This window comes from Sporomusa malonica (assembly GCF_900176355.1).
Classification (GTDB): domain Bacteria; phylum Bacillota; class Negativicutes; order Sporomusales; family Sporomusaceae; genus Sporomusa; species Sporomusa malonica.
The window spans coordinates 1-20,689 of sequence record NZ_FWXI01000014.1 but is presented as its reverse complement, the minus strand read 5'-3'; the positions used below and the strand labels follow the sequence as shown (position 1 = coordinate 20,689).

Sequence of the window (20,689 nt, the reverse complement as noted above, 5' to 3'; positions counted from 1 at the left end):
GCTTCCTGATTGTATAAGAAATCAAATGTATAAATTATATATAATAATATCCAAGTAAGTTGAGGATAAGTAGACAAGGGACACCAATAACAAAAGATACGTGTTTGGTCTTATGACGAAAAGTATACATTCCTGCTAATATACCAAGAGCACCAAAAAGCAACGCACACAAAAACAGAGCCCTTTCGCTTATGCGCCGTCCTCCCTGCTTGGCCTGGTTTTTATCCATCAACATTAACAATAAGGTCACTACATTCCAAGCTATCAACAGCAGTTCTACTTCCAATCTGATGTGAACGATATGTTATTCCTCCAATTCTGCCTTTATTTTTGCTATTGCCCTGTTACGAGGTTACATAGCGATTCATTAAACGTATTATATTTCGATTCACATATAGTGAAATCCTGTAAGTTAAAAGGAACCTACTCAGTTTTTGATTCTCTTCTCTGAGTAGACCTGAATCACATTTCAGGTGATTTACGTCACATACTGAAGAGCCTCTTTTCTTTATACTTAAACATATCAGAAAAAACAATGTAAGGGGGCTCACATTTATGAGCATGTTTTGTAACCAATGTGAACAAACCGCCCAGGGTACGGGTTGTACCAAAATCGGTGTATGTGGTAAAAACGAGGATCTTCAAAGCTTACAGGATATTTTAGTATTCGGCCTTAAAGGTATAGCCGCCTATGCATACCACGCGCGTGAACTTGGTGCACGCGATGAAGAAGTAGACGCATTTGTGCACGATGCCATGTTCTTCACTCTTACTAATGTCGACTTCAACCTTGACCGTCACATCGAAATGGTAATGAAATGCGGCCAAATGAATTATCGGGTCATGGAACTTTTAGACAAGGCCCATACCGATCGCTTCGGTAATCCTACTCCTACTAAAGTTTCTACTGGTACAAAATCTGGTCCTGGAATACTAATCACAGGCCACGACCTCCTCGACCTTTACGAACTTTTAAAACAAACCGAGGGTACTGGTATTAATATTTATACTCATAGTGAAATGCTGCCAGCCCATGCCTATCCAGAATTAAAGAAATTCCCGCATCTGGTAGCTAATTACGGTACTGCGTGGCAGAACCAACAAAAAGAATTCACTGATTTCCCAGGCGCAATCTTAGTTACGACCAACTGCATCATGCCTGTAAAAGACGCTTACAAAGACCGTTTATTTACTAGTGGCGTAGTCGGCATGGATGGTTGTCAGCATATTACAAACCGGAATTTCAGCGCCCTGATTGACAAAGCCAAGGCCTTGCCTGCTTTACCAGAAAATGCGGGCGGCAACCTGACAACAGGTTTTCACCATACTGCGATTTTAGGCTTAGCTGATAAAATCGTTGATGCAGTAAAAGCTGGCAAAATAAAACGTTTTTTCCTTGTTGGTGGTTGTGACGGCGCTAAAGTCGGCCGTAATTACTACACCGAACTTGTAGAGAAAATTCCTCATGATTGTGTAATTCTAACAGTAGCCTGTGGTAAGTACCGTTTTAACCATCTTGAGCTTGGTGACATTGATGGTATTCCACGCTTACTCGACCTTGGACAATGCAATAACTCCTACTCTGGAATTCAGGTTGCTTTAGCCTTATCCAAAGCTTTTAACTGTGGCGTTAACGACCTACCGCTTACCCTAATCTTATCTTGGTACGAACAAAAAGCAGTTGCCATCCTCCTCACGCTGTTAAGTCTAGGTATCAAAAACATCCGGATTGGCCCTACTCCACCGGCCTTTATCTCTTCCAATGTACTTAAAGTATTGCAAGACAATTTCAATTTACAACTTATCTCAACTGCAGATGAAGACCTAAAAGCCATCTTAGGGACCCTGCCTGAATCAAATCAAATTCCTGTTAAATCTGATTCTTTCTTGGCCCGCATTGCGTCTTGGCTTGGATTAAAATAAACCGAAATTAGAAATACCCGCCTAAAACTTAACGTTTTAAGCGGGTATTTTTACAAAATCCTCTGGTCATTACATATTTTATAAAGAATTGGTGCCAGCTGCTTTATTAGCAGCATCAATTGCCTGATGAGCTAAATCAATTGCCTGCCCTAGTGTGTTAAGCTCCTGCACAGGATTATGAAAACCCATACTATTGGCTGCGGCAACATAGTCCCAGTACCACTGGGCGCGACGCAGAAGCTCGCGGGCATTGGCCAGCTCAGTCTGGTTGGCGGCGCTATTTGTACCAGCCTTTTGAATGGCTCCATGCGCTCTAGCAATATTTTGTCCTGCCGTATGCTGAAGCTGCCAAACATTATCCTGGAAGGCTTTTACTTGACTGAACAACAACTCTTTGCCTTGAGTATGGCAAGGTGAGCAACTTTCATCTAGTGTTTTCAGCGGACTTGTTATCCAGTGCGAAGTATACTTTTGTCCACTCTTGCGCATATATGGCATATGACAGTCGGCACAAGAAACGCCAAATTGACCGTGAACACCGTTCTGCCATTCTTCATAATCTGGGTGTTGTGCTTTTAGGACAGGTACCTGAGAATCTGTGTGGATAAAATCCTGGGCAAAACCGCTAGGTTTGGTTGAATAGTATTCGTACATCTGCTGTGGCGTCAACCCTTTATCCCATGGAAAGGTAACCTTGAAAGTTCCTGGTTCAAAATAGTATTCCGAATGGCATTGAGCACAAACATAGCTGCGCATTTCCTCCCGGCTGGCTTTGCTGACATCAATGCCACGTTTCTGCATGGCTTCAGTAAAGGCCGGATTAATGACTCGAAGGCCCATTGTTTCTGGATCATGGCAGTTAGCACAGTTAACAGGATGCTTAGCCTTATCCATCAATTCGGTGAGCGGCTTACTGGCAAAGCCCCAGCCCATCTCTTGGTAAGCCTTCTCAATGTATGGAGTTTTACAGGTAATGCAAGCTCCTTTGGCGGCTGGGCCAATCCGTTTTGATTCACGCAGATCTTCCATGGCATAGGGGTGGCCTCTATCTTCGGTATAGTCTTTGCTAAACGGATTGCCTTTAAAGTTAGTGTACAGCTCTGGCTGCATCTCGGCTTTTTGTACTTTGACGCTGCCGCCATAACCGGTCGGAGACGGTGCCATTTCCATATTCTTTTTATAGCCTGCGTATTCTAACGGATAGTTTTTACCCCATATCTCTGTGTCATATTCACCAATAGAAATTTTAACAAGTTTAACCGTTGACTGTGGTTTAAAAATCCACACCCGACTGATAACTACACCGGTAAACAAAACAACAAGTGATAAAAATGCAATCAGCAATTTTTGTGTCCTATTCAACGCGAATTCCCTCCTTAACAACAATCTGGTTGTGAATCATACCCCTGTGGCATTTCGTACATGATTGTCCGCCTGTAGACATAAAGGTATTGGCAACTGTATGTGCGTGGCAACGCAGACAGTTACGTTCAACAATTGCTCGGCCTTTAGCGCTCAACCGAATCGTGTCAGGATAATCGCGTAAAAATTCATGATAAGTGTCATGCATTCCAGTTTGGTTTTTGACAATCATTTTTTCGACGATATTTTCTTGGGGTAAGTGGCAGTCGCCGCAAGTAAACTGACGGTGGTTAGACACTTGCCACGTAGCTGCGACATACTGCATAGAGTGACAACTGCTGCAAAATGAGGTCTTATCGGCATACGCAATACCACCACCAGCAATAGCCACTCCAATAACAGCGGCTAGAGCACCAAGCAACATCAGCTTAATACTGTTTTTCTCCAAGTACCTTTTCCAGCCCACTAAAGCTACCTCCTCGGTTTTAGCTGCATGTCCGTGCTATTATTTGCTCTATTAGATTTCCAATCTTGGAATTGTTTATGCACTAGACTGGATAAGCCAGACAACAAATAGCATAAGCACGTCCTACTGAAATCAAAAAAAGGACTACCGACAGGTAACCCCAAAAATTTATACTTGCTCTATTTCACAAAAAAAAGAAAGCCGAATACAACGGCTTTCTTTTTGACGTTAAAACTGTTTAATTCCAGCTGCCCTATTGGCGGCTTCAATGGCTTTGTGAGCTAGTTCGTTGGCTTGCCCGAGCGTATTAAGCGCCTGGGACGGGTTATGGAAGCCCATGCTGTTTTCAGCAGAAAGGAGATCCCAATACCATTGAGCTTTGCGCACGAGCTCGCGCGCTTGCGCGAGGTTGGCCTCGTCGACGTCAGGTTGTACAGCTGCTGCTTTTATCGCCTCATGAGCCCTGGCGATATTTTGCCCTGCCATGTGCTGTATTTCAAACGTCTGATCCTGGATGATCTTTACGCGTTCCTGCAGCCAAGGTGCACCTTGACTGTGACAGGGAGAGCAAGAGGCATCCAGCGTTTTAAGAGGGCTGGTAACCTGGTGAGACGAATATTTTTGCCCATCTTTTCTGGTATAGGGCATATGGCAGTCAGCACAGGAAACTCCTGATTTGCCATGAATGCCTGTCGAAAATAGCTCATAATCAGGATGCTGGGCTTTAAGCATCGGAGCTTTGGAATCAGGGTGCTGCCAGTCCTGAACAAAGCCACTCGGCTTGTCGCTATAGTAAGCGTACATATCAGCCGGTTTAAGGCCCTTCTCCCATGGGAATACAACTTTAGTTGTGCCAGGCTCGAAATAATACTCAGAATGACACTGAGCGCAGACAAAGGTGCGCATATCTTCCCGTGATGCCTTGGTTACATCAATACCACGCTTAGCTTGAGCCTCAATGAACGCTGGGTTAATGACCCGAAGGTTCATAGTCGCCGGATCATGGCAGTTAGCACAAGCGACTGTGTGTTTTGATTTATCTAGCATCTCTGGGAGCGGCTTGTTGGCATAACCCCAGCCCATTTCTTTGTAAGCCTGTTCCACGTAGGGCGTTTTACAGGTTATACATGCGCCTTTACTGGCTGGGCCGATCCGTTTAGACTCGCGCAGATCTTCCATAGCATGTTCATGGCCTCGATCCTCGGCATAATCTTTACTGAATGGCATGCCTTTAAATAGCATAGTGATCTCAGGTTGCATCTCAGATTTTTGGACTTTGATACTGCCACCATAGCCTGTTGGCGACGGCAGCTCTTCTGCTGTCTTCTTGTAGCTCGCATACTGTAAGGGATAATACTGCCCCCACACCGCTGGGTCAACCTCGCCTGCCGGAATTTTAGCCACTTTAACGGTAGCGGCAGGTTTGGCAACCCCAATGCGTACGACAACAAACCCAAAGAACAGCAAGAATACTGCGAGCAAGGCGATTAAAGATTTCTGCGGCTTACTCAACCTTTATCCCCCCTTTGCTTTTACTCATGCCGTGGACCAGGCCACGATGACATTTCAGGCAGTCCTGCCCACCGGCTGCCATAGCAGTATTTTCTACCGATGATTGGTGGCAACGCAGGCAGTTGTCATTTACAATGGCCTTGCCTTGGGTTGATATTACCATTGTCGCAGGATAATCCCTCAGTACCTCGTGATACGTGTCATTCATACCGGTCTTGCCTTTAACGATCAATTTGATCGCTAAATTTTGGTGCGGCAGGTGGCAATCAGTACAGTTAAACTGTTTGTGATTTGACGCCTGCCAGCTTGCTGCGCTTTCGGTCATTGAGTGACACGAGCTGCAGAACTGTGGACTGTCAGCATACGCGTACCCAGCACCGCCAGCCAGCATTCCCACTGCCGCAAGCGCCAAGACTGCCAGTGCAATCTTCAAAGCGTTACGGTTAAGGAATTGACCAGTATCCAAAAACATCCCCTCCCCCTATGAATTTTTTAGTGGGTTCTACTATTAGTCCTGGCAGCAGGACTTTGACCCCTTTGTAATAATTGTCTGTGGCCGACCAGTTTATTTACCCCAGCCCAGCCTGTCCCCACAGTAATCAGGATGGCTCCCAGCCACACCAGATTGATCAGCGGTTTATAGCTGACTTCAGCCTCCAGCCGCTCCGGCCCAATGGCCAGTTTCGCCGCCTTGTTATCTTTAAACTCTATCGTAACCTTGTCCTCGCTTGGTCTGATGCCGGTTATATGCAGCTTATACCGGTCAAAGGCAGTGACTGTCGAACCAATAATTCGTCCATTTTTATTGGTAAGCTCTGGCTTAACTTGCTGAGTCTGTCCCTCAGCAGACACCTCAATTATGGCTTGAACCCGCACTTCAGAGGTTCCATCCATACCTGCCATAGTAAACTTAGTGAATTTCAGGCTTACACCATCCTGGGATAGCGACTGGCCTTTGACCAGTGTTAGTTCAGGCCCGGCAGCAACCTCCTCTTTTACGATAGGAGCAATATACATATCTGCAAGCACACTCCGGTAAATGCCTGGCTCTCTGGCTGCTGGCATCCCCTCTTTGTTGAGCTTAGTCAAAGCCTGAACAACAGCTTGGTTAGGCCCTACATGAAATGTATTATAGATACCTTTTCCCGACTGGTCTGCCTCAGTTCCGGCATAACTGACCTGCTGGCCGAAAACCTCCTGTGGCTGGCCCTGAACAAAAGTCACAGTTGCTGACTGGCTGGCCGCACCTGAGGTAATAATGCCTGCAAGCATGACAGCTACGCCAATATGACTGCAGGCTGCTGCCCGGGACATACGCTTGGTGAAAGCAGAGTAAACATTGGCAGCTACAGCAGCAACCGCCAGACAAAGAACAGTAATAAAAAGTGGCTGATACAACTTGAGCCAAACAGCCACCACCAGCCCACCTGCTAAAAACAGGCCAATCCACCAGTACTGCTTGATCCCGCCATAAGACCCGCTGCCCCACTTAGCCAACGGCCCTGCTATAAGCGCAGCCCCGATGGCTACCGCCAGTGGTAACGTAGCAGTATTATAGAAAACACTGCTCACACTCTTAGGACTGCCGAAGGCCATGGTAACAAGCGGCGTAGACATACCGACAAATACCAGCACACCGAAGAACGCCAGAATGAGAGCAGTAAACGCCAGGATAAATTCCCTGCTGGCAAGCCTGGAATACAACTCCCCTGACGGCATACTAGGCCATTTGACGATATACAGAACAAAAGCGACAAATGCAGTCACCAGCACCGTCAGCCCTAAAAGACCACCTATGCCCTCATCAGCAAACGAATGGGTGGAAAAATCGCTTAACACACCGCTACGAGTAAGAAACGTGCCGTAGAGAACCAAAACAAAGCTGCAGATTACCCCTGCATAAGCCTGTTTAACGGCTCCTGCCCGCACCTTGGCCATGACCAGGAGATGAGCCAATGCCCCAGCGGCCAGCCATGGCACCAGTGATGAATTCTCGACTGGATCCCAGGCCCAGTAGCCTCCCCAGCCCAACACCTTATATGCCCAAAAACCACCGATAAACATCCCCGCACCCAGACTTGACAGTGCAAACAGCGTCCATGTTGACGCGGCGTCCAGCCACTCCTGATGGCGTCCTGTCAGCATAGCACCCAGCCCATAGGCAAATGGTACAGCGAGCGCAGCATATCCCCAAAAGAGAATCGGTGGATGAATAACCATCCAAGGGTCCTGCAACAGCGGATTAAGACCAGCACCATCCAGGCGCGGTTCAGCCAACATCATAAACGGACTCTTAACAAGCAGCAGCCCTAGGAGCACTGCCTGGATTAGACTATACACAGCCATGACTGGCACTGGAGCAGCTGGTTTGCGTAAGAGAACCAGGCCGAAGACAGCATGAAACACCAGCCAGAGCATAAACGAGCCTTCCTGCCCAGCCCAAAAAGCTGAGACCTTATACGCCAGCGGCAAATCTCGCGACGAGTAACCAAATACATAGGCATAGTCAAACCTGTTGCCTAAAAGTATGTACAGTAAGTAAAAAGCTGCCACGCCAATCAGCCCTGCTGATAAAACATAGAGTAGCCGTGCATTGCTTGACAGGCTTTGCTTGCCGGTTTGCTTATGACTTGCCGCTGCTGAGTAACAGATTGCTGCAAACACTGTAACAATAAGCGCTAACATTACTGCACCATAGCCAATCATTTGTTCACACTCCCTTGGTATTTGGACGGACATTTCACCAGCAGCTTGTCTGCCTGGAATTGCCCATTGCTATATTTACCAATAGCCACGATGCCTGTCGCTTGCTCTAGCCCCTCTGGTTTGACGCCCCGGTACACTACTGCCACTTCTTCACCGGCATCATCACGCAGCATAAACTGAGTTAATTTTCCATCTTCAGTAGGCGTTATTTTAGGAGATGCCAATGTTCCTTTAACCTGAACAGCACTTTTTGCACTTTTTGCCTGCGAAAAGGTTACATAAGGTGTAACTGAGCTTTGAAATACAAAAACGCTATAAGCGATAAACCCGGCAATAACTGCCAGACAAACCAGCCGGTACTTTTTCATATCGGTAGCCCCTTTCCTGACGGCGCTGTTGCTCTGGCAACACTCCGGGTTATGAGTAAGCCATAGAGAGCCGTGGCCCCACCCACAGCAGCCAGCAGCACATACAGCATGATCGGCTCCATAGTTACCTTGCCGGCACTGTTAAGCACAGGCTCTGGGTGCAGCGAAAAGTACATGCGCGGGATAATAAACATCAAGAATGGTACAGTTAAAAAGGATAACAGCGCATACACAGCACTCACGACCGCCCGCCGCTCCTCTTCTTCAATGGCTGTCCTAAGTGCCAGATAAGCACCGTAAATTAATAGCAAAATAAACACGGTCGTCTGCCGGGGGTCCCAATTCCAATATGCTCCCCAGGTCAGCTTAGCAAAAACTGCACCGCTGACTGTCGCCAAGAGGCAAAATCCGAGCCCCAACCGGGCCGAGCAGGCACTCACACAATCATATTTACGCTGCCTGGTTCTGAGATACTGCCCAGCTGCAGCGGCTGAAACCAGAAAGGCCAGTACTGACACCCAGGCAACAGGAATGTGAAAAAAGGCAATCCGGACAAGGTAACCCAGTCCCTCTGCCGGCGGCACCAGGTAAAATACAGCAAACATCACTCCGGCTATCCATACTGCAATTAATGATGCAACTATTCTAAAATTCATACATCCTCCTAATCCTGCCAAAGATAGTCAAACAAGAGTACTCCGGCGGCCACAACAGCGGCGTCATAGCCGGCCATAAACACCAATTCGCTTAATTCAGGTACACCGCCTGATAGAATCTTGGCCGTCGCACCAATGGCGCTTAAAAACTGTGGCAGCAGCACTGGAAAAGTAAGCACCGTAAAGATAGCCTGCTTACCTTGTGCGTACATAACCATAGCGGCTGTCAATGTAGACACAGTCGCTATTCCTGCACAGCCAAGCGCCAAAACGGTGATAAAGGGCAACCAATTCCCAACTTCGACGGCTAGAAAAATGGTAAACAGCGGCACCACCAGACAGGCCAAGCCGCTTAAAAGAGCTAGATTAAACAACAATTTACCGAAAAAGACAGCTTGACCAGTAGCATATAATCGCAGACCCAGCAAGGTACCCGCTTCCTGCTCCTGGACAAACACCCGAGCTAAACCGGCCATGGCACAGAAAAATAGCACAACCCAGAGAAGCGCGGCGGCTAATTCCGGTGGCAAAGCCGCTCCGGCTATCGCCATGCTGACACTTGACAACGCTGTCAGCGCGAACATAATTAGCGCTCCGGCAGCGTACCTTGTTCTCATTTCACATACCGCATCTTTGACCAAGACTGCCCATACGGCACTACTAAAGCTCAATTGTACTGTTGCCATATAGAGCCTCCTCGACCTCGTTGGTAGCAAGTATAACAGCGGCATTCTGTCTGACTGCATCGGCAATCAACTCTTTTACAATGCTTCTCCCACTAACATCCAAGTTGGATGAAGGCTCGTCCAAGAGCCATACAGGCGGATTAATTGCCTTAATAACCGCCAGCTTTAACCGTTGCCGCATGCCTGTGGAGTAGGTGGCAACCATATCACACCCAGCTCCGCCTAACCCCATCTGACAGCATAACTTTTCAGCCTCAGACTTGGAACAGGCCACACCCCGCACCTTTGTCCAGAAGATAATATTTTCGATTCCCGTAAGCGCCGCATACATTGCCATATCAGGCGATACAAAACCAGTATAAGAAATTCGCTCTTTTGGGCTAGGTGTATTGTCCAAAGTTAACCTAATCTGACCTGAGCTTGGTCGAACCAACCCCGCGATGATTTTAAGCAATGTAGACTTACCGGAACCATTACATCCTGTTACTGCCAAACACTGTCCACTAGCAACTTCGGCACTGATATTTGAAAACAGTAGCCTTTGGCCAAAACTTTTACCAATATTGTCGATTACAATTTTAATATACATCTCTATCTACTCCACATAAGGAAGATTTATGATATTATACCATTTATTTCATAAGATAACACTCTTACCCACTTTGCCGCCGTAATTACTTCTTCGAGCCTATTGATGTATTCCTAAATGAGTCAATGAGATGAAGCATAGCTAATACTGGGTGCTTATATATCATACGGGGTCCCGAATAGCGCATTACAGCGACAATCTTATCCCTCATGGTTTTGCGGTAACAATGAACTGGACATTTAGCGCATACAGGTTTATCTTCACTAAAAATACAGCGTTGAAGCCGTTGCAGCGCATATTCTAACAAACTGTTGCAATCATCACACAACCCCTCACGTGTTCGATGCTCTGCCTTGCAGTATATAATAATCATTTTTTCGATACTAACCCGCTCTCGCAAAATCCTTTTACCCAGCAAATTTATAGCCCCCGCCCAAATCATACTTTATTCCCCTAACACAATCTGCTATCTAATCCCGGTATTTGAACCCCACCGCCACAGGTACTATAAGTTTTGCATAGGTCATACCATGAATGTCATAACCATTGGTCTTTTCCACTTGCATCCTCTTTAGCATTATTTTACAGAAAAATAATTGTCTTTGCAGTGATATTTATCACAATATTATGTGTATTGAAGACAAATATTTTGCCAGGAAGCTACGTCTAACACTTAAATAGATTGGCAACGAAAAGAAGCCACCAGTCAACACCAGCGGCTTATCTCCTGTTCCTTGAGGAGAAACAACATCCTGCTCTCAAAATGGACCCAATGATGTAATTAGTAACTGCGTTGGAGAAGTACTTGGCTCACACAGACTCAGCTTCTTCAGCGCAGTTTTTCTATCCGGGGTTATACCAGGTCTTGTTCAACTTCATAATAAATACCATTAATTGCTACGCTGGCCCCTTCCCGCATAGCAATTGAAGCCTGACTTACTCTTATAAGGGATTTATTAAATCGTAAAGCGAACACATTAGGCTAACATTAGGGGGTTATTTCAAGCTCTTACTGAAACAAAGACATTGACAAATAAATGACCACCGTTAATGTAATACTGCTACAAAGGGTAGATATCAGTACTGTTTGAGCTGCGAACTCCGGCTCGTTGTCATATTCCAAAGCAAGTGCGGCACTATTCCGAGATGAAGGCATTGCACTGGCAATCCACAGCGCCTGGGCAACCGTCCCATGTAAATCTAGAATTGTAATCAGTAAAAGCGCAAGCACCGGGGATATTATTAATCGAATAATACCGCTCAGTATCACATTCCATGTATTACGATAAAACCTGACATTGGCAACTTGGGCTCCGATTGAAACTAGCGCTATAGCCAGCATACCACTTGACACTGTATTTATGGGTATCCATATGAAATCAGGTATTTTCACCTGAAATATATTAAATATTAGTCCTAAAATAAATGTATATAAGATAGGCAACTTTACAAATTGTAATGCTGTTTTCTTTAGACCGACACTGGCAGCACTAGCATTTATCAACCCATACGTAAAGGTGACGAATATTTCAAACAACACTACAATCATCTGAATTGACATAGCCAGCGGATTGTGGTGAAATGCCAGATCATTAACAGGTATGCCAACATTTCCATTGTTGGTAAGTGCAATACTATTTGAAAAGCTAGCAACCATCTTCTGGTTATGCTTACTTAGTTTGCTAACAATCATTCCAAGCAGACAAAGTATACTAAAATGAATTATCAAAAAACCGAATACACTCAATAATAACCAAGGAGTAGCTTTCGCCTCATATATTTTGACAAAGGTTAACGCAGGCAGGTAAAAATAGAGGATTAGCTTTGAGAATGTTCTCATCTCAAACTGAAAGGCGCGGTGCAAAATAGCTCCCACCCCAATTAATAGAACAATCGGCAAAATAACTTGCTGCAGGATATGTGAGATAAACACCGCCATCCCCCTTTTTTAGTCAAGCAATCAAGTGTACAATTCTCACGGCTTTTCGATCTGTCTCTCCCATTATAGCTATAAGCTACCAAAATAGTAAACCGTACAATGCTGATACTATGGAGATAGGCGATCAGCCCCTAAAGGCCTGACCGCCTATAATCAATCAAACAGGACTATATATGTTTATATGAACAAGCATAGGCCATGCGACTCGTCAATACATCCTGAACTTTCTCGCGTACTATTCTGGTTGCTTCAATATACTTGCTTAAATCAATATCCGTTTTTATCCCCATAGCATGAAACATGTTGATTAGATCTTCGGTTGCAGCGTTACCGGCCGCACCGGGAGCAAACGGACATCCCCCAAGACCACCTACAGAAGCCTCAAAAATGGTGATTCCTGCCTCTAACCCTGCTAAAGTGTTCGCGAGAGCCATGCCGCGCGTATCATGCAGATGTAAACCCACTTCAACATTGGAGAACGTGGTTTTCACTTTGGACGCAAGATTGTAAACCAATAAGGGGTCAGCCACACCGATGGTATCACATAATACAACAGTTTTTATCCCTAATTTCACGGCTTCCTGAATGAGATTAGTCACCAAACCGTCATCCACTCTGCCTAAGAACGGACATCCAAAAGATGTAGCGACATCCAACCTGACTTTTAAGTCAGGCAATTCTTTTACGATGTTGCTTAGATCTTCTAATGATTGTATGTGTGTCCGATTAATGTTTTCCAGGTTGTGTTTTTCACTGGCGGAAATTACATACGATACTTCCCGTATCCCTGTAGAATAAGCTTTTTTGCCACCGGTAAGATTGGGGACCAAGGCGATTGGCTTAAAAGCTGTATTTTGGTACTTGCTAGCAACAGTCTCCGCAACTTGCGCCGCATCTGCCATTTGCGGAATAGCTTTAGGGTGAACGAAAGATGTTACTTCCATCGAAGTCACGCCTGCCGCAACCATAGTTTCAATGATACTCAACTTCGTCTCTGTAGCAATATATTGTTTAATATTTTGAAAGCCGTCTCTAGGTCCTACCTCAACAATTTTAACTTGCTCCGGCAATGTAAACAAATTCTTCACTCCTGTCTGGATCCAAAAATTAGATTACGCCTTCTTCTTTAAGAGCCTGGAGGTCACTGTCCGTAAGCCCAAGCAGTCTAGAGAGCACTTCTTGGTTGTGCTCGCCCAAAGCAGGCGATGGTGTCCGAATACCTGGTTTTGTATCGGAAAGCTTAATATGAGAGCCGGTAAGTTTGATGGAACCGGCCTTGGGGTGTTCTGTTTGTACAAACATCTCTCTTGCTCCAGCAATGTGAGGATCGTTAGCTACCTGCTCAATCGTATAGATAGGTGCAGCAGGAATCCCGGTAGCTAATAGTTGTTCGACTATTTCGCTGACAGTCCGGGAACAAGTCCATTCCTCTACGATCTTCTTCACTGCAACATGATTTTTTACCCGGTCGCGCGTACGTTGATACTCAGGATGGTCAGCTAGCTCGGGACGACCTATCACGCCGCAGAACAGTTGCCATAATTTATCATTGCCGCCTGCAATAATAACTAGATCATCCTTAGCTTGGAATGAGTCATAAGGATAAACCGATTCATAACGGTTACCTATGCGCTGCGGCAGCCGATTTTCCGTGAAATAAATCATATTTATGATTTCCAGGCTTGCAACTGCCGAATCAACTAAAGCTACGTCAACTTTCTGTCCCTTCTGAGTATAAGTCCTATTATGCACGGCTGATAAAATACCAATGGCTGCCGACAGACCTCCCAAAACATCCCCCATAGCTGTTCCTGACCGGGTAGGCTGGCCGCCCGGCCAGCCGGTGGTGCTCATCAACCCACTCATAGCCTGGGCAATAATGTCATAGCCAGGACGCTTGGTATATGGTCCAGAGTGTCCGAATCCCGAGATGGCTGCATAAATAATTCCTGGGTTAATTTCTTTTAACACATCATAGCCCAAGCCAAGCTTTTCCATGGTGCCAGGACGATAATTTTCAATTACTATGTCGGCATTTTTTACAAGGCCTATAAAAATTTCCTTGCCTTTAGAAGATTTTAAATTTAGGGTTACTCCCTTTTTATTACGGTTTAAGTTCATAAAATAGGCGCTTTCCCCATTTAAAAAAGGACCCATTTGTCGTTCATCAGCGCCTGTGCCTGCCTGTTCAATCTTAATTACATTAGCACCCATGTCTGCAAGCATCATGGTACAAAACGGGCCCGCCAAGACCCTAGTCAAATCTAATACCGTTAAGCCTTCCAGCGCACCTTTTCTATCCAACATAATTACCTCTCCCTTACAAACTTTATATTAAACAATAACTTTTTCAAAGATATACGTAAGCAGGCGCTAATTTTCACCTTACTAAGAGTGCGGTTTTTCCAAAGGATCCTCGACAGGTTCGATGATTGTAGAAACAATCAGCAGACAGATGAATGAACCGAACGCCAAAGAGGCAAAAACCACATCCCAGTTAAATTTGTCCAGAATCATTCCCACTATCAGCGGAAAGCATGTTCCCCCCAGTTGTCCGCCGGTATTAACGATGCCCCAGGCAACCGGATAAGCCTCTTTAGTAGTCCGCCCCATAGGATAAACTGCAAAAGCCGAATATCCTACGCTAAGCAAGAATCCTGTGCCAAATAAAAGCAATGCCAATAAATATGCGTCGGCAGGAGCATATACCAAGGAATACATCATGATAGTCGTTGACAGTGCGGTAACCATCATAAGCGGCTTACGACGCTTATTTAAGAATCTGTCCGAAACCCAGCCACCGAGAAAATTTCCTACCACAGTTCCGGCGAAGGGGGATGCAGACACAAATGCCGTCTTCATGATTGCAAATTGCTTGACATTCACCAGGTAGCTAGGAAGCCAAGACATCAGCACACTGACAATACCAACCATGAAGAAGTAACCCATTGCAGCCCCATATATATCCCAAGAACGAAATATCTGCTTGGAATTGACAAGAGGTTCGACTTTTTTGGCGCGTACGATTTTATCCAACCACCAGAGCTTGTATTCGCTCTTTTTTTCTGTATTTTTCTTTTCCATCGCTACATTTTCAGAACTATGGATATACTCTACTTCCTTTTGTGAAACAAATCTGCTTTCTTCCGGTTTATTGTTTACCATGATATACCAAAATACAGATAAGAGCACTCCCGGGATCATGAACGCGATGAAAATCTCTCGCCAGCCAAATGTGAGTATGATCCATGCACATATCGGGGGAACAATCAACGGACCAAGCTTCGATCCCGCCAGGAACATTCCTGTGGCTGTTCCTTTTTCCTTTGGCGGGAACCATTGATTAATTGTTGTCGTACAGCCGACTACGACGGGCGATTCAGCCAGTCCTATCAACAGACGGAGAGCCTTAAAATGAAACGCGTTGCCGGCAAATCCAAGAAGTCCGGTGAAGATAGAAGTTAATAACATTCCCATGCTAAACATAGATCGCATACCAAACTTACGGATCAGAAAACCTGAAGGGATTTGCCCGATTGAATACCCAGCGAAAAACAAACTGATAATAGCGCCTGCCTCGGTATTACTCATTGCAAACTCTTTTCTGATATACGGTAAAGCAAACCCGATATTCGCACGATCAGCATTCGCTATAGTATAGATTACAAAGATAAATGCCATCACCCACCAACGATACTGTGTCATTTTGCCTGACATTTTTTTCGCCTCTTTCTTTTCAAATTCTTTCTTTTTTAGCGTTTCATAATCGGGTTCTGGAATCACCTTATTCTAGACACGTTTACCATTATAAATACCCGCACCCCCAATCTAGTTCTTTCATGCTATATACATCGCAAAAAGCATGCCAACACGAAAACTCTTCAAAATTCACTATATTTCGCGATGCACTTTTCAATTTTGGAATTTCCATCAAACAACGACAGTTCACAAGCCCTTTAGATTATCCGATAAATTTCTGTTTTCATTTATGGAAACAGAAATTCTTATTTTGGAACAAGCTTCAAAGGTATGACAGCATAAGAAAAAGGTTCCGTAAACCAAAAGTTTACGGAACCTTACTTCAATAAGATGCCCCGGAATACTAAATCAGTATTTAAACCTACGAACTCTTGTTAATCTTTGCCTTTTCGCCAAAGGCTAGTACGCCCAATACCTAGTTTCTTTGCTACGATATCTTGGTTCTGCTCACATCTTGCCATCATTATTCCAATAATCGTTTTCTCTACATGATTAATGGCGGGTTTTAGGCCTCGCCCCACATCTACCCTGATAGTAATAGTCATGTCGTCTACAGCTGGCGTTAGCATTACCTTATGCAGCATCTCTGCCCAACGAAGCTCGCCCAAAGGTCGGCTAGCCAATAACGCCAGTCTCTCCATTACATTTTGCAGCTCTCTGATATTGCCTGGCCAATCATAGCTTAGCAGCATATTTTTTATTGCTCTATCTGCACCGTCAAGATTTATTCTAGAGTCAGTTTTAGACAAAAACGCCTTGGCAAGCAAAAATATATCTTCTTTTCGCTCTCTAAGCGGCGGTATTTTTAGATTAAATACATTCAATCGATAGTATAGATCGTCGCGAAATTCACCTTGTGACACTCTTTTTTCTAAATCCTTATTTGTTGCGCTAATAATACGAATATCAACAGGTAGTATTTTGTCACCGCCAACCCGCATTATTTCCTTTTCTTGAAGCACCCTCAACAACCTGGCTTGCAAAGACTGTGGAATCTCGCCTATTTCATCCAAAAAAATGGTACCTTTATGGGCCAATTCAAATAAACCCTGCTTTCCTTCTTTTCGAGCACCGGTAAAGGCTCCGCCTTCATAGCCGAATAACTCGCTTTCTAGAAGATGCTCAGGTATCGCAGCACAATTGACGGCAACAAATGGTCCCGCAGAACGTCTGCTGGCATTGTGGACACTTTGTGCAAACAGTTCCTTACCTGTGCCTGATTCACCTTCAATAAGTACACTAGAATCCGTAGTTGAGTATAAAGCAGCTAATTCCTTTACTTCCTGCATAGCAGAATTAACAGTCAATATATCTTCGAAACTATTCTTGGCTACAAACCCCTTCACATGCATCTGCTTACGGATTTGTTGCTCCAATCGTTGAATTGCAGTGACGTCTTCGAAAGTGCTTACCACTCCGATAATTTTTTCATCAAAAACTAGTGGTATCCGGTTTGTAGCGATATTGCCCCCATGAATTTTTTGCAGAACAGCCATTTCAGGCTCACCAGTTTCAAACACGTTATGCATCCTGGTATTAGGAATAACCGTTTGAACTGCCTGCCCAATAACTTGCTCACAAGGAATCTTAAATATCTTTTCAGCTGCCGGATTATACATAACGACTTGATTTTGTTCATCAGTAACAATAATACCTTCAGCAATTGAATCGAGTACCCCTTTGATCCTAGCTGCCCGGCTTTGCTCTATGAGTCGAACTTGAGCCAAATGGACTGCTTCGCGCACCGAAAGATAAACTGCCTCTTCACCGCTTTTTATCAGTTTACCTTCTAGGCCGTAGGCAGCAGCTAAGTTCTTTATAATTATACCGCCTATTGCTATCTTCAAACCCTTGCTCTTTGCATCCCTAAGCCCATCTTCAATATCCTGTTCGGAGACGAAAATATATTCATGAATCTTAATACTAAACATTTTTTCAATATCCCTGATTCCATACATCTTATCCCGATAATTAAAAAAGGCAAGTTCATCAAAACGATCTTTTACTTCATAGATCGAGCGGATAGCATCAAATGAAGTGATAGGAACAGAGACTACAGGAATATCCACCACTTTTTTTATATATTCGGCAGTCCCACCACGACTTATAATGACATCAGTGGTAGGAGATATTTCCTTGGCAATTGCCGCAGCTTTTTCTAGCGTTGCCGAAGCAATATAAGGGTTCAATCCTTCTTGTTCGGCTAACATGACAAAAGTCTTTGTCATGTCATCATATGTTGAAATCAGAGCTACACTAATTTTACGATGGTCGCGTAGATTTCCCATAACTCCCCCCTAGGCCTTAAATATTTCAAAGCTAATCATGACTTATGTATACTCACTATATCTAATATATATTGTTTTATCAATAAAAAAATCGATTATGATTATTGCGTCCTACCTTCCAACCATAATCGCCTACTTTATTCTTAGCTCTGTTCGCATTTTGTCTGCCAGTAATCTAAAATATTGAAACCTCCCGCATCGTATGTAACAATTACAGTAAAAGATGTACGGAGGTCTCGATAGATGGAAGAAGAAAAGTCCAGAGAGCAGGTGCTAAACCAACGGCTCAAACAATGGGCGCGAAAGCTTAAGAGCGATGTAATTGCTATGTACTTTGCACTGAAGCATCCACAGACACCGCTCTATGCTAAGATTTTTGCCGCCATTATTGTCGGTTACGCATTAAGCCCAATAGATTTAATTCCTGACTTCATTCCAGTTCTAGGCTATTTGGATGAAGTAATCCTTCTGCCACTTGGTATAGCCCTCGCAATAAGGCTGATGCCGACTAGCGTGTTAGACGCTTGCCGCGAAGAAGCAAAGAAGAATCCACCCACTATAAAGCCCAAGATGTGGCTTGCGACATATATCATTGTTATGCTATGGCTTCTAGTCCTTTATGCCCTGTACGATTGGATTAAATAAGCCTCAAATATTTGCGAAGCCTTGAGTGGTAAGAGATAACGTGCTGATATGATAGATTTATCCACAGTAGTAACCATTAAGCCGTAATTTACATATTATGTAGCAAATACAGATTTTAGTGGGAGGGACTACTGTTGGACATTTTTTGTAAGGAAGTACAACCTTTTGTTCCCCTAACTGTGCACGAAGTTAGATTCTGGCTTCGCATAATGAAGGAACATGCTTTGTTTATTAAACTCGGGCTACCTTGCGACCAGACTCAATTAATCAGTGAAGCACAGGGATTCTATAATGTCTTCGAAGACCTCGAAAATACAGCAGCTCGTATTAATTGTGACAGCAATTTTGAACGTTTTATTGAACGAGTTATTATAGCCGTTAAAAATATTTTTTGCTTTAAAAGACATCTCCTTCATCTTTTGATTGAATGCAAAATTCGCGGTGGTGCTAACTATCCTTTACTCATTGACCATGTGTCTCGCGAAGCTATGTATTTTCTTAAGGTGCTGGGAAAAATTCAATCCGGTGAAATGAAATATCCTGTTGATGCTATTGTGAGTGAAAACGTGTTCTGGCTAAGGATTATGGCCGACCATCTGAAGTTCATCCGTGGGTTACTTGATCCATCTGAACGGGAGGTTCTGAACACGTCAAATACCCTTAGTGACAAATTTGATCAGCTCCAACTGCATGCCCGAGATTTTGATAGTATGCTTTGGCACTTCCGTCCCAACAACGATTTTGCACGATTTGAGAAAGAAGTAACTAATTCAACCATAGAATTGAGGAACTTTAAAGCAACGGCCGAAGAGTTAATTCAGCAATGTGCGGTGCTATCTCTAATCCCGCCATTACTTGCTGATCATGTCCGTCGTGAAGCCGAGCACTTTCTTGAAATCCTCGAAATGATTCAAAGCGAAACGGCTGATTGTCAGCATCCTCACATAATTCATTGTGATTGCGACTAACGCTAAAAGTGATAATTTGCAGCCATCCCACCACAATCAGGGCTATTTTAGCATTGACATTTCTGCTTGTCTATTATAGAATAAAAAAATAATATAACACTCCTAAAGGGGAGTAGCTCATAGAACAGAGTCAACATACTGATGAGCAATCATCTGGCTCTGTTGTTGACAGTTGTCAATTAGCGAGACCTTTAGTATGGCCTAATACGGTCATACTAAAGGTCTCGTTTTTTATATATAACAACACATTAAGGAGGCTTCATTATGACAGTATTTTTGACTTCGCTTGTCTTTGTAGTTCTTGCAGAGATGGGCGACAAGACTCAACTTCTAGCCATGGCTTTTGCTACTCGCTACAAATGGCAAACGGTAATGTGGGGCGTATTTGTTGCCACAATTCTTAACCATCTGTTCGCCGTAGTTGTCGGCAGTTATTTGACTCATTTCATTCCCATGAATTACATCCAGATTGCGGCTGCCATATCCTTTATCATCTTCGGCCTTTGGACAATCCGTGGTGATGAGCTTAACGGCGAAGACAGAGCTTCTAAACGCAGTCCCTTTTGGACAGTAGCCATTGCCTTTTTCATTGCCGAGATGGGAGATAAAACACAGCTGGCCACTGTTGCATTAGCTGCTCAATTCAATGCCATTGTCCCTGTATGGCTAGGAACGACTACCGGTATGATGGTAGCAGACGGCATAGGCATTATCATCGGCATTGTGCTAGGAAAAAGAATCCCCGAGCGTGCAGTAAAATGGTTTGCCGCAATTATCTTTATACTGTTTGGCCTCTTTGGTCTTTACGAGTATTTACCTGGC

The 20,689-nt window shown here is 44.3% G+C and carries 20 protein-coding genes; 4 read left to right on the top strand and 16 right to left on the bottom strand.

The genetic code is table 11. The features are described 5' to 3' along the window. Positions 1-34: 34 nt before the first annotated feature. The gene (locus B9A22_RS15445) at positions 35-286 is read right to left on the bottom strand and encodes a DUF1294 domain-containing protein (RefSeq protein ID WP_217805967.1); all 252 of its coding nucleotides are present in this window, start codon (positions 284-286) and stop codon (positions 35-37) included. A 269-nt stretch (positions 287-555) separates the two neighbouring features. On the opposite strand from B9A22_RS15445, the gene hcp reads away from it, so the two are divergent. Continuing rightward, positions 556-1,923: a hydroxylamine reductase gene (hcp, locus tag B9A22_RS15440; protein ID WP_217805966.1), complete on the top strand. Its 1,368-nt coding sequence runs from the start codon at positions 556-558 to the stop codon at positions 1,921-1,923. Between the two features lie 78 nt (positions 1,924-2,001). Here the strand turns inward: hcp and B9A22_RS15435 are convergent, their stop codons facing one another. The 15 genes from B9A22_RS15435 to B9A22_RS15365 form a co-directional block, all read right to left on the bottom strand. Next, positions 2,002-3,285 carry an ammonia-forming cytochrome c nitrite reductase subunit c552 gene (locus B9A22_RS15435; protein WP_084576850.1) on the bottom strand — a complete coding sequence of 428 codons (1,284 nt, stop codon included), beginning with the start codon at positions 3,283-3,285 and terminating at the stop codon, positions 2,002-2,004. Continuing rightward, complete coding sequence (locus B9A22_RS15430; RefSeq protein WP_139796270.1) at positions 3,278-3,751, bottom strand: cytochrome c3 family protein; 474 nt, start codon at positions 3,749-3,751, stop codon at positions 3,278-3,280. Before B9A22_RS15430 ends, B9A22_RS15435 begins: the two co-directional genes overlap by 8 nt. Before the next feature lie 228 nt (positions 3,752-3,979). Beyond that, the gene (locus B9A22_RS15425; protein ID WP_084576849.1) at positions 3,980-5,263 is read right to left on the bottom strand and encodes an ammonia-forming cytochrome c nitrite reductase subunit c552; all 1,284 of its coding nucleotides are present in this window, start codon (positions 5,261-5,263) and stop codon (positions 3,980-3,982) included. After that, on the bottom strand, positions 5,256-5,735 hold the full coding sequence (locus B9A22_RS15420; protein ID WP_245824010.1) for a cytochrome c3 family protein: 480 nt from the start codon (positions 5,733-5,735) through the stop codon (positions 5,256-5,258). Before B9A22_RS15420 ends, B9A22_RS15425 begins: the two co-directional genes overlap by 8 nt. Positions 5,736-5,755: 20 nt before the next feature. Continuing rightward, positions 5,756-7,969 carry a cytochrome c biogenesis protein CcsA gene (gene ccsA / locus B9A22_RS15415; RefSeq protein ID WP_084576848.1) on the bottom strand — a complete coding sequence of 738 codons (2,214 nt, stop codon included), beginning with the start codon at positions 7,967-7,969 and terminating at the stop codon, positions 5,756-5,758. Beyond that, complete coding sequence (locus B9A22_RS15410; RefSeq protein WP_084576847.1) at positions 7,966-8,337, bottom strand: cytochrome c maturation protein CcmE domain-containing protein; 372 nt, start codon at positions 8,335-8,337, stop codon at positions 7,966-7,968. Before B9A22_RS15410 ends, ccsA begins: the two co-directional genes overlap by 4 nt. Next, positions 8,334-8,993, bottom strand: a complete 660-nt coding sequence (locus B9A22_RS15405; protein ID WP_084576846.1) for a cytochrome c biogenesis protein — start codon at positions 8,991-8,993, stop codon at positions 8,334-8,336. The genes B9A22_RS15410 and B9A22_RS15405 overlap by 4 nt, the downstream gene beginning before the upstream one ends. Before the next feature lie 8 nt (positions 8,994-9,001). Continuing rightward, positions 9,002-9,679, bottom strand: a complete 678-nt coding sequence (locus B9A22_RS15400) for a heme exporter protein CcmB (protein WP_084576845.1) — start codon at positions 9,677-9,679, stop codon at positions 9,002-9,004. Continuing rightward, positions 9,654-10,268, bottom strand: a complete 615-nt coding sequence (locus B9A22_RS15395; RefSeq protein ID WP_084576844.1) for an ABC transporter ATP-binding protein — start codon at positions 10,266-10,268, stop codon at positions 9,654-9,656. Before B9A22_RS15395 ends, B9A22_RS15400 begins: the two co-directional genes overlap by 26 nt. Before the next feature lie 85 nt (positions 10,269-10,353). Next, positions 10,354-10,710 (bottom strand): nitrous oxide-stimulated promoter family protein, encoded by a 357-nt coding sequence (locus tag B9A22_RS15390; protein ID WP_084576843.1) that lies wholly within the window; start codon positions 10,708-10,710, stop codon positions 10,354-10,356. 567 nt (positions 10,711-11,277) lie between these two features. Continuing rightward, positions 11,278-12,201, bottom strand: coding sequence for an AEC family transporter (locus tag B9A22_RS15385; RefSeq protein WP_176215548.1), 924 nt, complete (start codon positions 12,199-12,201; stop codon positions 11,278-11,280). 173 nt (positions 12,202-12,374) lie between these two features. Next, on the bottom strand, positions 12,375-13,295 hold the full coding sequence (locus tag B9A22_RS15380; RefSeq protein ID WP_084576841.1) for a hydroxymethylglutaryl-CoA lyase: 921 nt from the start codon (positions 13,293-13,295) through the stop codon (positions 12,375-12,377). Between the two features lie 19 nt (positions 13,296-13,314). Beyond that, positions 13,315-14,514, bottom strand: coding sequence for a CaiB/BaiF CoA transferase family protein (locus B9A22_RS15375; protein WP_084576840.1), 1,200 nt, complete (start codon positions 14,512-14,514; stop codon positions 13,315-13,317). An 81-nt stretch (positions 14,515-14,595) separates the two neighbouring features. Further along, positions 14,596-15,990 carry an MFS transporter gene (locus B9A22_RS15370; protein WP_245824009.1) on the bottom strand — a complete coding sequence of 465 codons (1,395 nt, stop codon included), beginning with the start codon at positions 15,988-15,990 and terminating at the stop codon, positions 14,596-14,598. 350 nt (positions 15,991-16,340) lie between these two features. Beyond that, entirely contained in the window at positions 16,341-18,254 is a 1,914-nt protein-coding gene (locus B9A22_RS15365; protein ID WP_084576839.1) for a sigma 54-interacting transcriptional regulator, read from the bottom strand. Positions 18,255-18,497: 243 nt separating this feature from the next. Between B9A22_RS15365 and B9A22_RS26570 the strand changes: the two genes are divergently transcribed. The 3 genes from B9A22_RS26570 to B9A22_RS15350 all read left to right on the top strand — a co-directional run. Then, positions 18,498-18,899, top strand: a complete 402-nt coding sequence (locus B9A22_RS26570) for a YkvA family protein (protein ID WP_084576838.1) — start codon at positions 18,498-18,500, stop codon at positions 18,897-18,899. A 134-nt stretch (positions 18,900-19,033) separates the two neighbouring features. Continuing rightward, positions 19,034-19,867, top strand: a complete 834-nt coding sequence (locus B9A22_RS15355) for a DUF2935 domain-containing protein (RefSeq protein ID WP_084576837.1) — start codon at positions 19,034-19,036, stop codon at positions 19,865-19,867. A gap of 264 nt (positions 19,868-20,131) precedes the next feature. Further along, the coding region (locus B9A22_RS15350; protein ID WP_139796268.1) for a TMEM165/GDT1 family protein at positions 20,132-20,689 on the top strand (558 nt) is incomplete at its 3' end.

What these genes read in the sequence shown, in the direction of transcription:
- ccsA (WP_084576848.1), bottom strand. Translation starts at nt 7,969, where the DNA reads ATGATTGGCTATGGTGCAGTAATGTTAGCGCTTATTGTTACAGTGTTT.
- B9A22_RS26570 (WP_084576838.1), top strand. Translation starts at nt 18,498, where the DNA reads ATGGAAGAAGAAAAGTCCAGAGAGCAGGTGCTAAACCAACGGCTCAAA.
- B9A22_RS15420 (WP_245824010.1), bottom strand. Translation starts at nt 5,735, where the DNA reads ATGTTTTTGGATACTGGTCAATTCCTTAACCGTAACGCTTTGAAGATT.
- B9A22_RS15405 (WP_084576846.1), bottom strand. Translation starts at nt 8,993, where the DNA reads ATGAATTTTAGAATAGTTGCATCATTAATTGCAGTATGGATAGCCGGA.
- B9A22_RS15400 (WP_084576845.1), bottom strand. Translation starts at nt 9,679, where the DNA reads ATGGCAACAGTACAATTGAGCTTTAGTAGTGCCGTATGGGCAGTCTTG.
- B9A22_RS15375 (WP_084576840.1), bottom strand. Translation starts at nt 14,514, where the DNA reads ATGTTGGATAGAAAAGGTGCGCTGGAAGGCTTAACGGTATTAGATTTG.
- B9A22_RS15365 (WP_084576839.1), bottom strand. Translation starts at nt 18,254, where the DNA reads ATGGGAAATCTACGCGACCATCGTAAAATTAGTGTAGCTCTGATTTCA.
- B9A22_RS15395 (WP_084576844.1), bottom strand. Translation starts at nt 10,268, where the DNA reads ATGTATATTAAAATTGTAATCGACAATATTGGTAAAAGTTTTGGCCAA.
- B9A22_RS15410 (WP_084576847.1), bottom strand. Translation starts at nt 8,337, where the DNA reads ATGAAAAAGTACCGGCTGGTTTGTCTGGCAGTTATTGCCGGGTTTATC.
- hcp (WP_217805966.1), top strand. Translation starts at nt 556, where the DNA reads ATGAGCATGTTTTGTAACCAATGTGAACAAACCGCCCAGGGTACGGGT.
- B9A22_RS15390 (WP_084576843.1), bottom strand. Translation starts at nt 10,710, where the DNA reads ATGATTTGGGCGGGGGCTATAAATTTGCTGGGTAAAAGGATTTTGCGA.